The sequence below is a fragment of the Candidatus Woesearchaeota archaeon genome (assembly GCA_016187565.1).
Taxonomy (GTDB): Archaea; Nanobdellota; Nanobdellia; order Woesearchaeales; family JACPJR01; genus JACPJR01.
In genome coordinates this window covers 20,882-39,416 of record JACPJR010000031.1, presented here as the reverse complement: position 1 = coordinate 39,416, position 18,535 = coordinate 20,882, and the positions used below count along the sequence as shown (strand labels likewise).

The 18,535-nt window shown below is 39.4% G+C and carries 18 protein-coding genes and 1 tRNA gene; 5 read left to right on the top strand and 14 right to left on the bottom strand.

All coding sequences use genetic code 11. The features are described from left to right. Positions 1-27: 27 nt before the first annotated feature. The 10 genes from HYW21_07910 to HYW21_07865 form a co-directional block, all read right to left on the bottom strand. Entirely contained in the window at positions 28-1,098 is a 1,071-nt protein-coding gene (locus HYW21_07910; protein MBI2549247.1) for an N-acetylneuraminate synthase family protein, read from the bottom strand. Positions 1,099-1,130: 32 nt separating this feature from the next. Further along, complete coding sequence (gene pseC / locus HYW21_07905; GenBank protein ID MBI2549246.1) at positions 1,131-2,303, bottom strand: UDP-4-amino-4,6-dideoxy-N-acetyl-beta-L-altrosamine transaminase; 1,173 nt, start codon at positions 2,301-2,303, stop codon at positions 1,131-1,133. Positions 2,304-2,331: 28 nt separating this feature from the next. Continuing rightward, on the bottom strand, positions 2,332-3,360 hold the full coding sequence (locus HYW21_07900; GenBank protein MBI2549245.1) for an SDR family NAD(P)-dependent oxidoreductase: 1,029 nt from the start codon (positions 3,358-3,360) through the stop codon (positions 2,332-2,334). Positions 3,361-3,399: 39 nt separating this feature from the next. Beyond that, a complete protein-coding gene (locus HYW21_07895; GenBank protein MBI2549244.1) occupies positions 3,400-4,116 on the bottom strand; it encodes an NTP transferase domain-containing protein in 717 nt (238 codons plus the stop codon). 43 nt (positions 4,117-4,159) lie between these two features. Continuing rightward, positions 4,160-5,029, bottom strand: a complete 870-nt coding sequence (gene rfbD / locus HYW21_07890) for a dTDP-4-dehydrorhamnose reductase (protein ID MBI2549243.1) — start codon at positions 5,027-5,029, stop codon at positions 4,160-4,162. Between the two features lie 61 nt (positions 5,030-5,090). Next, a complete protein-coding gene (gene rfbB, locus HYW21_07885; GenBank protein ID MBI2549242.1) occupies positions 5,091-6,050 on the bottom strand; it encodes a dTDP-glucose 4,6-dehydratase in 960 nt (319 codons plus the stop codon). Between the two features lie 24 nt (positions 6,051-6,074). Beyond that, on the bottom strand, positions 6,075-6,536 hold the full coding sequence (locus HYW21_07880) for a dTDP-4-dehydrorhamnose 3,5-epimerase family protein (protein MBI2549241.1): 462 nt from the start codon (positions 6,534-6,536) through the stop codon (positions 6,075-6,077). Continuing rightward, a complete protein-coding gene (locus HYW21_07875) occupies positions 6,529-7,107 on the bottom strand; it encodes a hypothetical protein (protein ID MBI2549240.1) in 579 nt (192 codons plus the stop codon). The genes HYW21_07880 and HYW21_07875 overlap by 8 nt, the downstream gene beginning before the upstream one ends. Before the next feature lie 12 nt (positions 7,108-7,119). Continuing rightward, complete coding sequence (locus HYW21_07870) at positions 7,120-8,424, bottom strand: nucleotide sugar dehydrogenase (GenBank protein MBI2549239.1); 1,305 nt, start codon at positions 8,422-8,424, stop codon at positions 7,120-7,122. A 28-nt stretch (positions 8,425-8,452) separates the two neighbouring features. Continuing rightward, entirely contained in the window at positions 8,453-9,442 is a 990-nt protein-coding gene (locus HYW21_07865; GenBank protein MBI2549238.1) for a GDP-mannose 4,6-dehydratase, read from the bottom strand. A gap of 156 nt (positions 9,443-9,598) precedes the next feature. Between HYW21_07865 and HYW21_07860 the strand changes: the two genes are divergently transcribed. From HYW21_07860 to gap, 3 genes are all read left to right on the top strand, one after another. Further along, positions 9,599-9,673 (top strand) — tRNA-Met (locus tag HYW21_07860). A gap of 72 nt (positions 9,674-9,745) precedes the next feature. Then, positions 9,746-10,948, top strand: coding sequence for a hypothetical protein (locus HYW21_07855; GenBank protein ID MBI2549237.1), 1,203 nt, complete (start codon positions 9,746-9,748; stop codon positions 10,946-10,948). Positions 10,949-11,066: 118 nt separating this feature from the next. Beyond that, entirely contained in the window at positions 11,067-12,062 is a 996-nt protein-coding gene (gene gap, locus HYW21_07850; protein ID MBI2549236.1) for a type I glyceraldehyde-3-phosphate dehydrogenase, read from the top strand. Positions 12,063-12,132: 70 nt separating this feature from the next. On the opposite strand, the gene HYW21_07845 is transcribed toward gap, so the two are convergent. Together HYW21_07845 and HYW21_07840 are read right to left on the bottom strand one after the other, a co-directional pair. Next, positions 12,133-12,741, bottom strand: coding sequence for a nucleotidyltransferase domain-containing protein (locus tag HYW21_07845; protein ID MBI2549235.1), 609 nt, complete (start codon positions 12,739-12,741; stop codon positions 12,133-12,135). A gap of 136 nt (positions 12,742-12,877) precedes the next feature. Beyond that, complete coding sequence (locus HYW21_07840) at positions 12,878-13,597, bottom strand: hypothetical protein (protein MBI2549234.1); 720 nt, start codon at positions 13,595-13,597, stop codon at positions 12,878-12,880. Between the two features lie 109 nt (positions 13,598-13,706). Between HYW21_07840 and HYW21_07835 the strand changes: the two genes are divergently transcribed. Both HYW21_07835 and HYW21_07830 read left to right on the top strand, forming a co-directional pair. Then, on the top strand, positions 13,707-15,431 hold the full coding sequence (locus HYW21_07835) for a carbamoyl transferase (protein MBI2549233.1): 1,725 nt from the start codon (positions 13,707-13,709) through the stop codon (positions 15,429-15,431). Further along, positions 15,421-16,368 (top strand): hypothetical protein, encoded by a 948-nt coding sequence (locus HYW21_07830; GenBank protein MBI2549232.1) that lies wholly within the window; start codon positions 15,421-15,423, stop codon positions 16,366-16,368. Before HYW21_07835 ends, HYW21_07830 begins: the two co-directional genes overlap by 11 nt. 69 nt (positions 16,369-16,437) lie before the next feature. On the opposite strand, the gene HYW21_07825 is transcribed toward HYW21_07830, so the two are convergent. Beyond that, positions 16,438-18,042 (bottom strand): hypothetical protein, encoded by a 1,605-nt coding sequence (locus tag HYW21_07825; GenBank protein ID MBI2549231.1) that lies wholly within the window; start codon positions 18,040-18,042, stop codon positions 16,438-16,440. A 33-nt stretch (positions 18,043-18,075) separates the two neighbouring features. Beyond that, positions 18,076-18,519: a ribose 5-phosphate isomerase B gene (gene rpiB, locus HYW21_07820; protein MBI2549230.1), complete on the bottom strand. Its 444-nt coding sequence runs from the start codon at positions 18,517-18,519 to the stop codon at positions 18,076-18,078. Between the last annotated feature and the right edge of the window lie 16 nt (positions 18,520-18,535).

Below are 18,535 nucleotides of genomic sequence, written 5' to 3'. Positions count from 1 at the left end.
AGATCCGAGAGCACGTTAAGAGGAAATTTACACTTCATTTTCCAAGATAGGCTCATAGGGCTTATAATCTCGTGAAGCAACTTTTCCGGCTAACTTTGCAACATCTCGAGGAAGAATACCAGAACCACGCAGAATCACAAGCGCATCTACATCAAAAGACTCTCCATACTTTATTCCCTGTGAACCTGCACATAAACATCGTCGTGCTACTTTTCGCTCGTCTTGAGAGGTAAGTGTATGAACCCAAGTTTGGTTTCCTACAGCCTTATACACTGCATGGATCAAAGCGATCATTTCCTTTGCTCGTTTTGGCCGTATAGAAAATGCTTCATCAGGACCAAGGATTTCCTTATCAAGGACAAAATGCTTTTCAATAACCTTCGCTCCCAAAGCGACAGCTACAGCAGGAACCCATTCCTCAACCGAGTGATCAGAATAACCAACAATAGTATCAGTCATCTGTTTAAGAGTCTGTAATCGTGCCAAATTTACTTCCTCTATCGGACAAGGATAGGTTGATTCACAGAGCAAAAAAATCACTTCTTCACAGCCACTCGTAGTAACTGATTGTAATGCAACATGAATATCTTCTGGCGTTGCAATGCCTGTTGAAATAATAAGGGGAAGTTTTTGCTGTGCACAGTATTGCAAAAAGGGAATGTCTGTAATCTCATACGAGGCTATCTTCAATGCAGGAACTCCAAGAGTAACGAGAAGGTCGACTGCATCTTTGTCAAAAGGAGTTACCAAAAAATCAATCTTCATTGTTCTAGCATAATCAATAAGCTGAGGAACAAATGAACGTGGCATTTTTAAATGGTCAAACAGTTGTGCTGTTGTAGAAACACCTAATTTTTTTCCAATTGCCCAACTAAACGGAGTAAATGGATTAACAATTTTATTACTGTCAAACAATTGAAATTTGACAGCATCAGCACCACACTCTTTTGCAACACGAATCATCTCTCGAGCATTTTCAAAATTCTCACGACTTTCGGGAGCAGATTTCATGTCGCACCAGTTTGAACTTGCTTCGAGAATAACATACGGTGGACAGCCCTGGCCAATAAGCCGTTGACCTATCTTCACAGGTTTCATAGCTAACTACCCCTCATCAAAGCTTCTTTAGCTTATTTAGACTCATTTACCCGAGGATTTGTTTTAAGTATCTCGATGGTCGCAATAGTTTCATGGACAACTCGATCAACATCTGCATCAGTCATTGCAGGGTATAAGGGCAAGGTGAGAGCACGCTGAAAATAATCCTCAGTAACAGGAAAATCATGACGATCAACAGCAAACTGAGCATAATGGCTGTGATGATATACAGGGATATGGTGGACATTGACACCAATCTCCTTTGATCGCATCTGCAAAAAAAACTGGTCTCGATTGATTTGTTTATCAAGGAGGACAACAAAGAGGTGCCATGAAGACCTCGCTCGTTTGGTAAGTGAGGGTAAGGTAATCTCAGGGATTTTTTGAAAAGCCTCCTTATATCTGTGTACGATTTCCTCACGTCTCATCAAGAAAGCATCACTCTTCTTGAGTTGGCTTAATCCCAGAGCACAATTAATATCAGGAAGACGATAATTTCTTCCAAGACAATCCATATCAAAAAGATACGTACCTTCTTTTCTACTTTGAGCAAGGATATTTCTGGCTATCCCATGATTGCGCAATTTCAGCATTTTCTGATATAATTGTTCATCAGGAGTTGTTATCGCTCCTCCCTCACCAGTACAGATATGTTTTACCGGATGAAAACTAAAAGTAGTAAGCTCAGCGAAATCTCCACATCCAACTTTTCTTCTGTCATATTCTGCACTAAAAGCCTGACAAGCATCTTCGACAAGTTTAAGGTGATACTGCATTGCTATTTCACGAAGTTTGTTAAGCTCTGCAGGATTTCCTTTAAGATCTACAAAGAGAATTGCTTTGGTTTTGGAAGTAATTTTTTGCTTGATTTTTTCACAATCAATATTGTGGGTTATAGGATCAATATCAACAAAAACAGGCACGAGAGAATTATAGAGCAATGCATTAGCACTTGCAACAAAAGTCATTGGTGTTGTTATGACTTCAGAACCAGGGTCTAGTCCAAGAGCATGGACAGCAACATCTAACGCAGAAGTCCCAGAATTAACAACTACACAGTATTTTGCTCCTAGATACTGACACAAAGCATCTTCAAATTCTTTTACTTTCGGCCCTGTGGTGAGAAAGCTACTGTTCAGTACCTCAGTAACAGCGTGGATATCTTCACGATCAATAGTGTGGAGCCCGTAGGGGATATACGTCATTTTAGATTTAATTTTAGATTTAATATTTTTATAACAACTTGTATTTTTTAAATAAACTCAGTATCTCTTCTTTGCCAATAACTGCTTGATCCGAACTGTAATGAGTTAACGCTCCCTCTGGAACTTTGGTGCCGGATAGCACAAATTCTCCATCTTCACTTGGATACACCTCAGAGGCAATGACATACATGTTCTTGAACTCATAGGTCCTTCTCATCTCTGCTTCATTAACCATGTACTCATGGATTTTCTCTCCTGGTCGGATACCGACAATTTTTACACGATTTTTCGCTTGATATTTCTCTTTAAGGATGTCAATCAAATCGATAATACGGAATGCAGGAAGTTTAGGAACAAAAATCTCACCGCACCTTCCATAGGCAATAGCATCAAAAACAAGATGAACTGCTTGTTCAGGACTGATAATAAAACGCGTCATTCGTGGATCTGTCAGTGGAATGTCTTCTCCATCTTTAATCTTCTGAGTAAAAAAAGGAATAACAGATCCGGTACTCTCAAGAACATTTCCATAACGCACTATGGTAAAAATGGTTGGTGCACTTCCCCTTCTTCTATTGCTTACTGAAAAAATCCGTTCTGCAAGGAATTTACAAGCACCATAAGTGTTGATCGGAGAGCAGGCTTTATCAGTGGAAACAAAAACAGCCGTGGTGACATTATTCTCCAAGCAGGCTTGGACAACATTAACTGTTCCTAAAATATTGGTCTTAATGGACTCGTCAACATTATACTCAATCATATCAAGTCGCTTGAGTGCAGCAGCATGAATGACGATATCGGCACCTTGTGCAGCCCTTCGTAATCGATCATAATCACGGACATCACCGATAAAATGACGAAGAAGAGGATTTTCAGCAAAAAGTTGCTGCATGTAATGGTGTTTGACTTCATCTCTGCTTAAAACACGAATACTGTGAGGACCATACGGAAGAATATTTTTCACCAAATGCCTCCCTAAAAAACCAGTGCCACCCGTAATAAGGATGGTTTTGTTCTCGAAAAGATTCCTTAATTGTTTTTTCAGAGGAAGAGGCATGGTATTTAGTCTTTGATTAAATATTACTCAAGTCAGATGTTAATGGTGTTTTTTTATTTTCTCCTGAACAAGATTATTTGCGCGAAGGAGGCTTTCAAACGTACCCGCATCACTCCAAAACCCCGAAACAAAATGGGCCATCATCTTATTGTTACGAACATACCAGTTATTAACATCAGTAATTTCCAGTTCTCCGCGAGCTGAGGGCTGTAATGCTTTAATGACGGTAAACACCTTAGAGTCATACACATACAATCCAGTAACACAATAATGAGATTTTGGATGTTTTGGCTTTTCCTCAATGCCCACCACCTTATTACCTTGAAGCTCTGCAACGCCAAAACGTTGTGGGTCAGGAACCTCTTTGAGAAAAATCATAGCACCTTCGTGAAAGTTTGCAATAGGAATTTTAAAATCATCTTCAAAGATATTGTCTCCGAGAACAACCATAAGAGGGTGGTCATCAGCAAAACGCTCAGCAAGCCCTAAAGCCTGTGCAATACCTCCGGCCTCATCCTGAATCTCGTAGGTTAACTTAACACTAAATTCCTTTCCTGAACCAAGTAAGTTAAGGAAATGACCAGCGTGACCTGGACCAGAAACAATAAGAATCTCGGTAATTCCTGCCTTAATCAAGGTTTCTAAGGGGTAATAGATCATCGGCTTGTGGTAAATCGGCAAAAGATGCTTATTCGTTACTTTAGTCAATGGCATTAAACGACTTCCTGTCCCCCCTGCAAGAATAACCCCTTTCATGATAATGCTCCTTATATTGCCTTATATTTTTATCAAAAAAACTTCATCGAGGCATCCTTATCGATTCATCGATGTATGCTTTCAGAGCCTCTTTCCATGGCCTTAGTGTTATGGTCGTCTTAGTGTCCAAAAGAATAGAACACATCGGCCGCTGTGCAGCTCTTTTAAGTTCGTTACTCGTGATGGGAATTACTCTAACCTTTATATTTGTTATCCTTTTAATCTCCTGAGCAAACTCATACCAGGTACAGTTCCCCTGGTTGGTTATATGATAGATCCCCGAAGGGTATGGATGGGGCTGGTGCATCAGTATTTGTTTAATACCAGAAGCAAGATCTTTGGTATACGTAGGACAACCCTGTTGATCATTAACGACAGAAATCTCATCCTGCTTTTGTGCTAGCTGGAGAATTGTTTTGACGAAGTTCTTTCCATAATGACCATACAACCATGAGCTTCTCACAATAAAATAACGTGATTGCGGGGAGGACATAGAGGACATAGTTGAGACTAACAGCTGTTCCCCTTGTTCTTTTGACTTCCCATAGACATTGATCGGATGAGTAAGATCATTTTCTTTATATCCTTGGGTGTTCGTACCATCAAAGACATAATCGGTGCTTACATGAACCAAAGTAGCATGAATCGTGCTAGCTATTTGTGCCAAGTTGCCGACTGCATCGCCATTTACCTTATATGCATAAGCAAGATTAGTCTCACAACCATCAACATCAGTATATGCAGCAGCATTAATAATAATGTCTGGACGGAGCAATGCTAGACGCTTCTGAACCATTGCTCTATCAGTTATATCTAGTTCATCTTTTCCCCATCCTACCGGAGAATACTCATGAAATGCCTCCAAGAGGTCATGACCAAGCATACCATGGCTACCAAGAATAAGAATTTTCATTTTTATTCAAGGATCCTCGTTTTTTTCATTACTGTTGCAAGAGCCATCGACATAGGTACGTTTAAATTTTTTTTAATTTTTTCCACCATGCTTCATGTTGTTGATACCATGCTACGGTTTCTTGTAAGGCATCGGTAAAATGAAACTGAGGTTGCCACCCTAATTGACGAATCTTTTGACAATCCAGCGAATATCTTCTATCATGACCGAGTCGATCAGGTACTTTTTGAATAAATGACTCTTCTCTATGAGTAAACTGTAGCAACAATTTGGTAAGTTCATAGTTAGAACATTCATTCCCACCGCCGATGTTATAGATCTCACCGGTCTTTCCCTGCGTAGCAACAAAATCGATTGCCTCACAGTTATCAAGAACATACAACCAATCGCGGACATTCATACCATCACCATACAGAGGAACTTTTTTTCCTTCAAGAAGATTGGTCACAAACAGAGGAATCATTTTTTCTGGATACTGGTAGGGCCCAAAATTGTTGGAGCTTCTCGTAACAACAACAGGCAATCCAAAAGTAACAAAAAAGCCTCTGACAAGTAACTCTGCGCTTGCTTTCGACGCCGCATACGGAGAATTTGGCTCTAAAGGATCTGTTTCTTTAAAGGATCCATTCAGTATGCTTCCATACACTTCATCGGTGGATATATGGACAAAGCGTTTAACATGCATTTTTTTTGCTGCCTCGAGAAGAACATGAGTACCCAACACATTGGTTCGTGTAAAGACATACGGATCTTTAATAGAATTATCAACATGGCTTTCTGCGGCAAAATGAAAGACTAGATCGACATGCTGCATACATTTTTCAACAAGTTCTCGATCACAAACATCTCCATGGACAAAACGGTAATGCGGATGAGATGCAATATCCTTGAGGTTGTCCAGATTTCCACAGTACGTCAGGGCATCAAAATTAACAAGATGCACATGCGGATGTTTTTGAAGGTAATAACGGACAAAATTACTTCCAATAAATCCCGCTCCACCAGTTACTAAAACCGTCACACGCTCTGGATTTGCAGCATGCATTTAACCACCCTTTGTTCCTTTCCAGGTGTAGGGAATTTTATCAGTATTAAAAGGTAAACGGTATTCATCTGGATTTTGGTGATGATATGGTTCTGTTGGCACATTCAGAATAATAGACTGCTCATCGGAAGCACATTCAAACCCATGAAATACATACGGTGGAATGGATAAAACCATTGGGTTTTCTTGACGGTCAAGAATAAACTCATTAACCTCTCCTTTAGTGCGTGAATCCTCACGATCATCATAGAGAACTACCTTTACTTTGCCCTGAACACAGCAAAAATTATCGCGTTGTACTTTATGATAGTGCCATCCCTTGACATAGCCCGGGTAGGAAGTGGTAATGTATGCTTGACCAAATTTTTCAAAAAGAGGGTCATCACGACGGAATATCTCCAAAAGTTCTCCTCGCTCATCCTTATAGAGTTTTAGTTTTTTTATTTTAACACCCTCAATCATTCTTATCCCTCCGTACTGATTGTAGCAACATACTTTGCTTCATAAGTTCCTCCCAGCTTTCATTATTGGTTGACATCAATAGAAAAAACAGAATAAATAACAAACGAAGGCTTAATTCTATAGGGGAAACATTGAGCATATTATTTTGCATAAACCATACAAAGCTATTACCTATTAATGCAAAGGCAATGCCTACCCCTAAGATATGAAATGGCTGATAATAAAATAATTCTCGCAGTTTATGCCAGCATTTATTACAAAAACCTTTTTCGTTATTGGTAGCTATGATCTCTTCATTTCGGCTAAAATAGGGTGAAACAATACGGTAAAGGAAACTCTCCTTAAAAAATCCTTGATGGGAAAAGACACTCTTGGTAAGGAAAAAGCTATGGTTTATCAAGAGGAACAAACGCTGCTTGATCCTTTTAAAAAGTCCACGAGACGTCGACGTGCGAGAAAAAAGATGAAATTGTTGAGAGAATCTTTCTTCTTTGTTATGAAAAGTGCTCTCTCTACGTTGTTGCTTGATAACAGCAATTCCTTGTCTAAGCAAAGAGAGGAGGTACGACATTTTCAAAGACTGCTACAGAGAATAGTAATGAACCTTCTCAAACTTCTCAAATTCTTGTTTCTGTTTCATGACCCCGCGTAAATCTACGAAGATATTGGGATCGGATAGTAATTTAAGGACTGTTTGGGGCGATAGAGCGAGAAATTCACGATGAATAACTGCAAGGATGATAGCATGGTAGTGAGCAGCAGTATCCAGAGTAACAAAGGGTGCATGAAATTCCTTTTCTGCATCTTCTTTTGTAACATAGGGATCATAAACAGAAACCTTAACACCATGTTGCTGAAGTCCTCGAATAATATCCTTTACTTTACTATTTCGTATATCAGGTACATTTTCTTTAAAGGTCAATCCAAGAATGAGAACATTGCAACGTCTCGGATCAGCATTATATTTTTGTAATGCCTGTAGTGTCATTCCAGCAACATAGGTTGCCATAGAATCATTGATAGTTCTTCCTGCAAGAATCACCTGAGGATGATATCCAAGTTGCTGGGCTTTATAGGTAAGGTAATAGGGATCAACACCAATGCAATGACCTCCCACAAGACCTGGATGAAATTTTAAAAAATTCCATTTTGTACCTGCTGCTTCAAGCACATCATAGGTATCAATTCCCATCTTTGCAAAGATGAGGGAGAGTTCATTCATCAAGGCAATGTTGAGGTCTCGTTGGGTATTTTCAATAACCTTTGCTGCTTCTGCAACTTTAATGGTTGGTGCAACATGGATTCCTGCTTTGATAATTGATCCATAAACTGAAGCAATAATGCCTGTACTTTCTTGATCCATTCCTGAAACAACCTTAACAATTTTATCAACGGTATGCTCTTTATCACCAGGATTGATGCGTTCTGGTGAATATCCTACCTTAAAATCACTACCGCAACGCAAACCACTTTCTTGTTCTAAAATAGGGACACAATCCTCTTCAGTGCATCCAGGATACACCGTAGATTCGTAAACAACAATAGCTCCTTTCTGCAGATGCTGACCGACGGTTTTTGTCGCGGCGTAGACTGGCCCTAAATCAGGTCGGTTAACTTGGTCAACAGGAGTTGGTACGGTAACAATAATAAAATCCGATTGTTCCAACGAGGTTGGATCGGTCGTTAAGGTAATCTGAGCAGACTGTAAGTCTGCTTTGGTGACTTCATTAGTTCTATCAAACCCCTCACGCAGTTCTTTGATACGCTTTGGACTGATATCAAACCCAATAACCGGTTTCTGTCTTCCAAAAGCAACTGCTAAGGGTAAACCAACATACCCTAGGCCAACAAGTGCTATCATACGATTATGGGTTGGTATTTGTTTCATGTACTCTTTCCCTCTGTATTCTTTTTTCCTAAACGTTTTTTCCTAAAGCATAATATGATTTATACCACACAACAAAACGTTTAACTCCATCCTCAATTTTTGTTTTTGGTTCAAATCCTAAGAGACGTTTTGCCCTGCTGATGTCCGCAAAGGTTTCTGGAACATCTCCTGGTTGCAAGGGTAATAACTTCTTTTCTGCTTTCTTACCGAGTTCTTTTTCTAAGCATGCAATGAAATACAAGAGTTCAACACTCTGAGAATTTCCTAAATTAATGATGGCAAATCCCCTAGGCTTATCAAGGGAAGCAATAACACCTGAGACGATATCAGAAATATAGGTAAAATCACGCTTCATCTTTCCGTGATTGTACACTTCTATTGGCTTACCATTGAGGATGTTTTTCGTAAAGATAAACATGGCCATATCTGGCCTGCCATACGGCCCATAGACCGTAAAAAAGCGTAAGCACGTAATGTTCATGCCATAGAGATAGTGGTAACTGTGACACATAAGCTCTCCTGCACGTTTTGTGGCAGCATAGAGTGAGATTGGCTGGTTGACTGGATCTTCTTCAGCAAAAGGAATTTTCGTATTTCCTCCATAGACCGATGAACTTGAGGCAAAGACAACATGGTTTATCTTATGCTTTCGTGCGAGTTCAAGAATAGTAAGCGTTCCTTTCAGATTAGATTCTTCATAAACAAAGGGATTGGTTAAGCTATAACGGACTCCTGCCTGGGCTGCTAAATGACAGATGGCATCAATCTTATGGTGCTTAACGATTTGTTGCAGTGCATCACCCTGCGCAATATCTTCCTTGACAAAGACAAAGGATCGTGGCTTTGTTTTTGCATATTCCTCTAGCTTCTTTAGTCGTGCTTCTTTCAAAGAAACGTCATAATAATCATTGAGGTTATCAATGCCAAGAACAATGTCTCCACGATCTAGGAGAGCTGTTGCAACATGAAAGCCGATAAAGCCTGCCACTCCAGTAACCAGAATGTTCATCCCAACCACGTCGTCAAGTTTGAAGGTTAACTCCTCTCTTTATTTTGGTGGATGGAAGCGGCGCTTATATATAAAGCCTATCGATTATAGATCCACCTGAGTACTGTTAAAGAAACGCCCTCCCAAAAGCTTTATAAAGCTGGGTCAAATCTCTTCCTCCTCTACAGCGGGGTAGGGCAGTCAGGAGTGCCCGGAGGGCTCATAACCCTCAGGTCGGAGGTTCAAATCCTCTCCCCGCTACTTTCTTCCCATTTTTTTATTTTTTCTCTGTGTTTCCTCAAAATTTTTAAAGATCACCATCATTCTTGATAGGTGAGTATCTACACAAAGATTTTGGGGGCCAGTGATCCAAGCATTGGTTTAGAACAGGAAGTTGACTCTTTCCATGGGCTCAATCGGCGCGCCTTAGAAGAGATGGGCGTATTGGGTGAAGCAGTTTTTCGTAGAGCCCTTGTTGGAGAGAGCTATAGACAAAAGGATGCACTTCCCGAACAGTTCAAGGCTTTAGAGGATGCCATCACTACATTGACTGATTATGTTGATGATCTTGAAGAGATACCTAAAGTTAATAAAACCCTACTCAAAGGTAAAAAAACTCATCTCCTGAGAAAACTGGGAGAAGCTACACGAGAGCTTCACTATCTCTTTACCTTTGGCTATCATCAACCGGTGATGGCCCAGAGTACGGTTGATTCTCCCTTTATCCATCCTCTTATTCGAGAACCCTTTGATTCTTTTCGAAGAATATTGGCTGCAGACAGTAGTCCGCATCTTATGGTATCTTCCATCACAACGCTTGAAGATTATGTGAGAGTTATGCATGAACAAGCAGTAGGGAGTTTTGGAAGAGTGGCAGAGCGTTTGTCAGAGGGTTATGGTATCTATGAACTCAGTAGGCATCATCATATCTCTTCTCCAGACACATTACCCGTCCCTGAGGAAATTCTCAAGAGTCCTATGGGCGCAATAGTCCGTGCATTTGAGCATTACAATAGAGGTATTGCATCTTCTCGCGATTGCGTAGCAGGTGGATTCATAACCAAACGAAGTTTCTGGTGGATCAGTAAACTCGGCTATCATATGGGTTATTGGTTTATTCTCTATGATGCAGCAGACGATAGCTTCGATGTACGATTTGAGCTCGGCGAAGGAGGATATGGAAACTGTCGTATTGAATACTGTACAAAACTCTTTCCTCTTGAGGGGTTTACCGACAAAGGGTGGCACAACTTGTACCGAGCTAGGAAAAAGGTACAGCTGAGTGATTTACACAAAACAATGACCTTTCTTCTGTTCATAGCTCCCAATCTCTTTAATCTTGATCTAAAGCCTGCAAGATTTGAGCCACAAGAGCTCGTAGAACGGTTTGAGGTAGTGTACCGTCATCAGATGCGGGTTCAAGGCACCCCTCTTCCTGGTGATGAACATAACAAAGAGACTATGGGGGATGGCCGGGTAGGGTCTCTCAGAGAAGATGATCTGAGTTATGGCCGCCAGTGGCATATCTCACTTTAAGCGACCTTAGCAAGGTTTATATAACGTATGATGTTCGCTTACCGTTGGTTTATACAAAAAAGACAACAAGTTATGAAGCAGCAAGGTAAACAACCATTGAATTGATTGAGGTGATACCATGGTGAAGGTTGCCATTAATGGCTTTGGAAGGATTGGACGACTGGTGTTTAAAGCAGGATTTCAGGATCCGGCGCTTGAGTTTGTCGCAGTAAATGACTTAACAGATACAAAGACCTTGGCACATCGATTGCAGTATGATTCTGTTCATGGAAGGTTTCCCGTACCAGTCGAAGCAGTTGAGGATGGTCTGGTAATTAAGGGAAAGAAAATCAAAGTTCTTTCGGAAAAAGATCCAGCAAAATTACCATGGAAAGCACTCAATGTTGATGTTGTTGTTGAGAGCACCGGATTCTTCAGAAAATGGGAAGAGGTAGAATTGCATCGCAAAGCAGGAGCAAAAAAAGTTCTTCTCTCAGCACCAGGTAAAGGAGAACCGGTTATTCCGGATTATGTCATTGGCGTGAACTTTCAAAAGTATAACAAGAATACCGAACACATTATCAGTAATGCATCGTGTACAACCAATTGTCTGGCTCCCATTGTCAAAGTTCTCCATGAAAAGTTTGGGGTCGAGAAAGGTTTCATGACAACCGTGCATGCCTACACCTCTGACCAAAAATTAATGGATGCTCCCCATAAAGATCTTCGACGAGCAAGAGCAGCAGCTGCCAGCATTATACCAACGACAACAGGAGCTGCTAAAACCGTTGGAAAGGTTATTCCTGACCTTAAAGGAAAGCTTGACGGGTTAGCGCTTCGTGTTCCAACACAGGATGGCTCTATTACTGACTTTGTAGCTTTAGTCAAGAAAGAAGTAAGTATAGAAGCGGTTAACGCTGCGTTCAAGGAAGCTGCTCAAGGGAACTTAAAAGGAGTCATGGCCTATTGCGAAGACCCGATTGTTTCTGTCGATATCATTGGAAATTCCCATTCCAGTATTATTGATGCACCCTCTACCATGGTCATGGGAAACCTCGTGAAGGTCGTTTCCTGGTACGACAATGAGTGGGGATACAGCTGCAGAATGGTCGATATGCTGAAACGGATGATGTAAACTATACTCTTTTTTGATTAATCCATCCAACAAATAGGACTTAACATTTTTTTCGGCTTCTTTTATTCGTTCATTGTTTAACATCGTTTACCAGCTCATAAAATGCTTCGACCCCATAAAGAATTATATTGTTTCTTACAATTTCGTTGCCAACATTGAATTCTTTGCTTTTTAGCATGGCTAGAAACTGGTCTGAATTAAATTCCTGCAAATGGACGCTTATAGGAGTTATGCTTAATATTGCATTTATGTCCCTGCTTATTTGCTGATTATCAGTTATTAAACATAAATCAATATCTGAGCCTTTTTGATTAGTTTTGTTTGCATAGGACCCAAAAAGAATTAAACAATAGAACGGACTTTTTACGTCTTTGATTCTTTTGTAGATTAATTTTAGGCTTTTGCTTTTGAATAATTCTTCCTTTTTCGTTTCCTCAATTTCAACAATTTTGCTATGAAATCGGTAATTAAAAACACAAACCTTTGCATTCCCATGTTTGGTTATATTTATTAACTCCTCTTGGGCTAATTTCATGATTTCTTCATAGACTATTTTATAATTCATTCTCAAGGACTCAGCTACTTTTTTTATCGTAAATGTTTTGTCCTTATTATCAACGAATAATTTTAACACTTTAAGGTTGTTGTTCATATTCATGTAGTTTTCAGGAGAGATCATTATTACTTTTATATAATAGAACTATTACATTTTAGTAATAATATATAAATGTTTCGGAAATCAGGAACAAAATAATTTCTGAGTGATTTTTATAAGTGATAACTACAAAAATAACAACAACAAAGGCGGGAGACGGTTATTTTGCTATGTTCCACAAAAGATTAAACTGTTTTCTATAAGTTTCGGCGACTTCTTTATTCTCAATCACAATAAGGTAATAAGGTGTTCCTAGAATAAAAATAGCGACTTTATCATTATATATTATCTGTGCTGTTTTTCCTATATATTTGCTATCCAGTTCTTTGTATTCAAGATGAGGATTTTTTATTTTTGTAGCGCCAGTTTTTACAATTATTTTTTCTTTGATGTTTCTAGACTTCATCGTATTCAGATATTGTTTAAGATAGATCGGCTCTACTTCCTCCATTAAAACATCTTCATCAATGCCTACTAAATATGCTTTATCGTTCTTCCTTAACGTTGAAACCATATCGTTGAGGAGGACTCTATAAATTCGCTTTCCTCGGTGAAGTTCTACTTTTGTTTCTTCTTTCTTCAATGTTGCTAATTTCATTAAATCGGGCACTGCTTTTTCAAGGCTTTCTAATCTGAATTTTAACAGCTCAATAAGATTTTGAGGGTTAGTAGCTTGATAATATTTTTTGTTCATTTTAAGAAGAACATTAACCACCTCTTTTTCCTGCATTCTTTCAAGTGCATCATAGACATATCCCCTATGTAATCCTAATTTTTGAGAAATTTCTGAGGGATTTGTCATTCCATACTCCAACAAAAGTAGGTAAATCCTCACTTCATTGTCAGTTAACCCTAATTCTTTGAGTTGTTGTTCATGCATACTTCATAGGAAAACTTGATCCTATATAAATTTTCGTACTTTAAAGTGCGACAAAACTTTAAGTAATCCTCCACAATAGTAACTACAATAAAGTGGTCAATTAGATACCATGACATACCTCCTTGGAATAAACCATGCCTATCATGAATCTTCAGCATGTCTGATTAAAGATGGCTCAATGGTAGCGGTAGCTGAAGAAGAACGTTTCAATAGGATAAAGCACGCAAAACCAGCACAAATTGATAATCCTGATGAGCTTCCTATAAATACCATCAATTTTTGCTTGGAAAAAGCAGGAATTACTCTTGCAGAAGTTGATTACATTGCCAGTTCTTTTAGTCCAGCAAAGAGGCTAAGAAATAAGGGAAGAAATAAAGAATTTCATGATCTGGTTATTGAAGGAGATTGGGGCAGTAACACGGGAGAATCTCTTTTTTACGAGAAACTTCGGCAAGTACCTCAAAAATTGTCAGATATTTATGAGCTTGACATGAGAGAAAGATTTCACTGGATTGACCACCATACCTCTCATGCAGGAAGTGCTTATTTTGTCTCTCCATTTGAAGAAGCAGCTATTTTAGTAGTTGATGGTATTGGAGAAATTGAATCAACAACTCTCTCCAAAGGAGAAGGAAACAAGATAAGGCTATTGAAGAGTATTAACTACCCTCATAGTTTAGGATTCTTGTGGGAAAAACTCTCAATATTTCTGGGGTTTACCGAATACGATGCCGGTAAAGTAATGGGATTGGCTTCCTATGGAGACCCTAACCGATATTATGATACATTAAGACAATTTGTAAACGTTGGTACAAGAGGCTTTACTGTTGATCACACCGTAGTAAGATTTAGAGGTAATGATCATAGTGGTTTAGAACAAATTTTAGGACGTAAAAGAGACCCCCACGATGAATTAGAAGAAAGACACGCAGATATTGCAGCAGCATTACAGAGAATCACCGAAGAAATTCTGCTCAAACTTGCTCATCATCTCTCCGAATCTACCGGAAGCTCAAACGTATGTCTCGCTGGGGGAGTTGCTCTCAATTGTGTTGCTAATAGCATTCTTCTCGAGAAAGGCCCATTTAAGGATGTGTACATTCAACCAGCAGCACATGATGCAGGAACTGCAATCGGAGCGGCTTATTTTATCTGGAATCATCAATTAGGAAATCCGAGAAGTTTTGTTATGGACCATGCCTATTTTGGGCCAGAATATTCTCAAGAAGAGATCAGACAGGCATTGGACGAAAATAGGCTCACGTATGTTCATGTTGAAGAGATAGAAAAAGAAGTCGCAAAGCTAGTTGCAGATGGTAATGTTGTTGGATGGTTTCAGGGACGAATGGAAGTTGGACCAAGAGCATTGGGCAACAGGTCACTTCTTGCTGATCCTCGCAACCCTAAGATGAGAGATATTCTGAACATGAAAGTAAAACATAGAGAATATTTCAGACCATTTGCTCCGTCGGTATTAGTAGATAACGCTGATGATTGGTTTAGTATTCCTCAAAAGTCAATTTCATCTGACTTTATGCTTTTTGCTTACCGTGTAAACGATGAGAAGAAAGGCGTAATTTCTGCGGTCACTCATGTTGACGGAACAAGTAGAATTCAAACGGTTAGAGAAGGAACAAATCCCAAATATTACAAACTCATACAGGAATTTGAAGCTCTTACAGGAGTACCTCTTATTCTGAATACGTCGTTTAATGATAGAGAACCAATAGTTTGCAGTCCGCAAGATGCTGTTAGTACATTTCTCAAAACGAGAATTGATTATCTTGCTATTGGCAATTTCTTAGTCTCGAGGGAGGAGAACAATGGCAGATAACCCAGCGATTCCAGATGCATCGATCATGTTTGATCCTGTTAGAGATACGTATGGAAGTCGGCTCGCTTTGGTGTTTGGCAATGAGTTCAAAGGTGGAGAATGCCCATTTTATACAGCAAGGCAATGCTATCATTGTGATATTGGAGCAGGAGAAGGAACACCATTTACAACTGAGATGAACAAAAAGAGACTAGAATTTTTCATACAGTATTATGGTGATGTTCTCAGGAATGTAGAACATTTGGTAGTGTATAATTCAGGCTCAACATTGAATAAAGCAGAAATGTCAAGAATGACATTGGAAAATATTGCAGCGTATGCTTCATCTTTAAATCGATGTAGCATTGTATCTTTTGATTCACGAGAGATGTATGTAACTGAGGATTCATTGGATTATTTAGTTGGTAGATTAAGAGGAGACCAACAAGCAAGAGTTATTTTAGGAGTTGAATCTCAAAGTGATGAAGTGAGAATTGGAAAACTTAATAAGAAAATGAAGAGAGAGAAAATTGAAAAGGCTTTTGAAGTTGCAGGAGAATATAAAGGGAACGTGGGCATTGATGTTAATATTGTATTTCAACCACCAGAATTAATTGGGGAAGAAGCAATAAGGGAAGCAGTTGAAACACTCCGTTCTGGTTTGAATCTAGGAGAAAGATATGGAGCACCCATAGATTTTAATTTTCATCCCTATTATCCATCGAAGAGAAGTAGAGCTATATATCCAGATCATCCTCGTGCAAGTCTGGAAGATTCAAAAGAAGCATTACGAAGAATGAAGGCAGAGATTGACGCACGAAGAAGTGACACAAGAATTTTTATTGGTTGGCAAGATGAAAAACATGACCAACAGCAAGCATTAAGAGGAATAGAGTTAGAGCAAGGAATGGAAACGTTTGATAGATTTAATACCACACAAGACATTAAATTCTTATAAGAGAAAAAGGAGAAAAAGACAAAATTATTTATGGTATTGTTATAAGAATACCACCAAGAGTTGTATCGTTTACTTTTCAACAGAAAACAAGGCATTGAGGTAGATAGCAACAAAATTCATAATCTCTGGCTTTGCAGCTTCGATAAACATGAGTGTGCCAGCAACATCATGACCTCCTCCATGAATCATAGCATAAGGAAACCGTTTCTTCATTTCATAAATCATCGTGTTCAGGTTAAATGCCGTCCCCTCAGTAGCACGAACAGTAAGAGCAGTATTTCCTATACCTAAAAAGATAATAGGCACAAGAGGCTTTTCTCCTTGACCTTCTTTTTGGTATTTGCTTAAGATAAATCGAAAAGCCATACCCGTAATCTTACCTCTCGACGGCCATTCTCCTCGTACATCAATTGAATCCAAGTCTAATGTTGCAAGAATAAATGCCTGTCGATGCTCAACACGCACATAATACTGGAATAAAGCAAGGTATTGCTGTTTTCTGGTTTCAATCTCCTTTTTGAGATGTAAGAGAAAGGATTGTTGAGTCTGGAGAGGACTCGTGAGAAGATCATCAATAAGCGATGATTCAAGGTATTTTAAGTACGATGCTTCAAAATCAACGCACACGGCAAGATCCTCAAGATAGTGAGGGACATAACCTGCATCATAGGCAAGTTTGATGTATGCCTGAAACTCTGAACCTGTACTCCGATCTGCAATACCACTCAAGGCAGGCAAAAATGCTGGTACGCGTGCACTTGTGGATATCCATCGGGCAATTTCCGCAGCTAACATCCCTGCTGTAAGCTGTTTATTGCCGCCAACAAGATAAGGATTTACATGTGCATCCAGAAATGCATCCACGAGAGATTTACCCTCAACGATCCTACCTGGATCATGATGGTCAATAACCAAAAGCTGACAACCATACAACCGTAATTTTTGGAGAGCGAACAAATCATCTTGGGTAGAACCATTATCCACAACAATGATCAAAGGTTCTTTTGTCCGTAAACGCTGTATATCAGTAAGGCTTGAGGTAATATCCTTGAGTGCATCGGTGTAATCATAAAAGGGTGTTTTGGAGGGAATTCTTTTCCATAATCTTTTTCGTAACGCATCTTCTCCATGTTCTTTTTTTATCTGCGGTAAGATCGCTTGTTCAAGTGCAAGAGCACCGCAATAACCATCACAATCAGCATGATGCCTGAGAAGAATAGGCCTTGCTTCAAGAATCGCATAGCGGATTACTTTTACTGCCTGAAGGATATGTGGCCTCAGACTATCCAACACAGAAGAAGAAACCAAAAAGCTCGTTTGTTCTGGCTCTGTTCGTTCATCCATGCGTTCTTGAATGACCTGTAACGCCATGGTACGATCATTTCCCTCAAGAGGAGTATATCCCTGTAATGTTCCCTCAAAGGTAGGAAATATTTGTGTTAACGCAATACGCACATGAATAACATCTCCTGGATTAAGTTTGGGAAATGCACGCTGCCCAGGACCAACAAATGCCTTTGCCATAACCTTTCCGGTTCCATCACCAAAAAAAAAGAGTGTTGGGCCAGTCGTTTGTTGGACGTCAATTACCTGTACCTCAAACAGAGATATTCTTCCAATGTCCTGTTCCGAGATTTCACGGATACACTTAGGAATGCTATTCATTTTTGGCAAAGAGTTAAGATAATAAACAGATACATTAACCTTCTAACATTCTTTCTCGATACTATCGATAAGTTTTATTCTTCGATGATGACGTTCCTCACTTGAGAAAGGAGTCATTAACCAAACATCAGTAATCCTTTGGGCAGTTTCTGTATCAAGAATTCTTCCCCCGAGACAAAGGACATTTGCATCATTATGCTCTCGACTTGCCTGAGCGGTCTTCAGGTCATGGCAGAGTGCTGCACGAATGCCTTTCACTTTGTTGGCAACAATAGACATACCAATACCTGTACCACAAATAAGTATGCCACGCTCATGTTTTTTTGCTACTTGTTGAGCTACGGTTTGTCCAACAGAGGGATAATCAGCAGGATTTACGCTGAAAACACCTTTATCCTCAACCCTATATCCTTTTTTCTGAAGATAGGTTTTTAATTGCTCCTTGAGGGCAAAGCCTGCATGATCAGATCCTATGACAAGGTTCATGGAGTTCATGGTATTT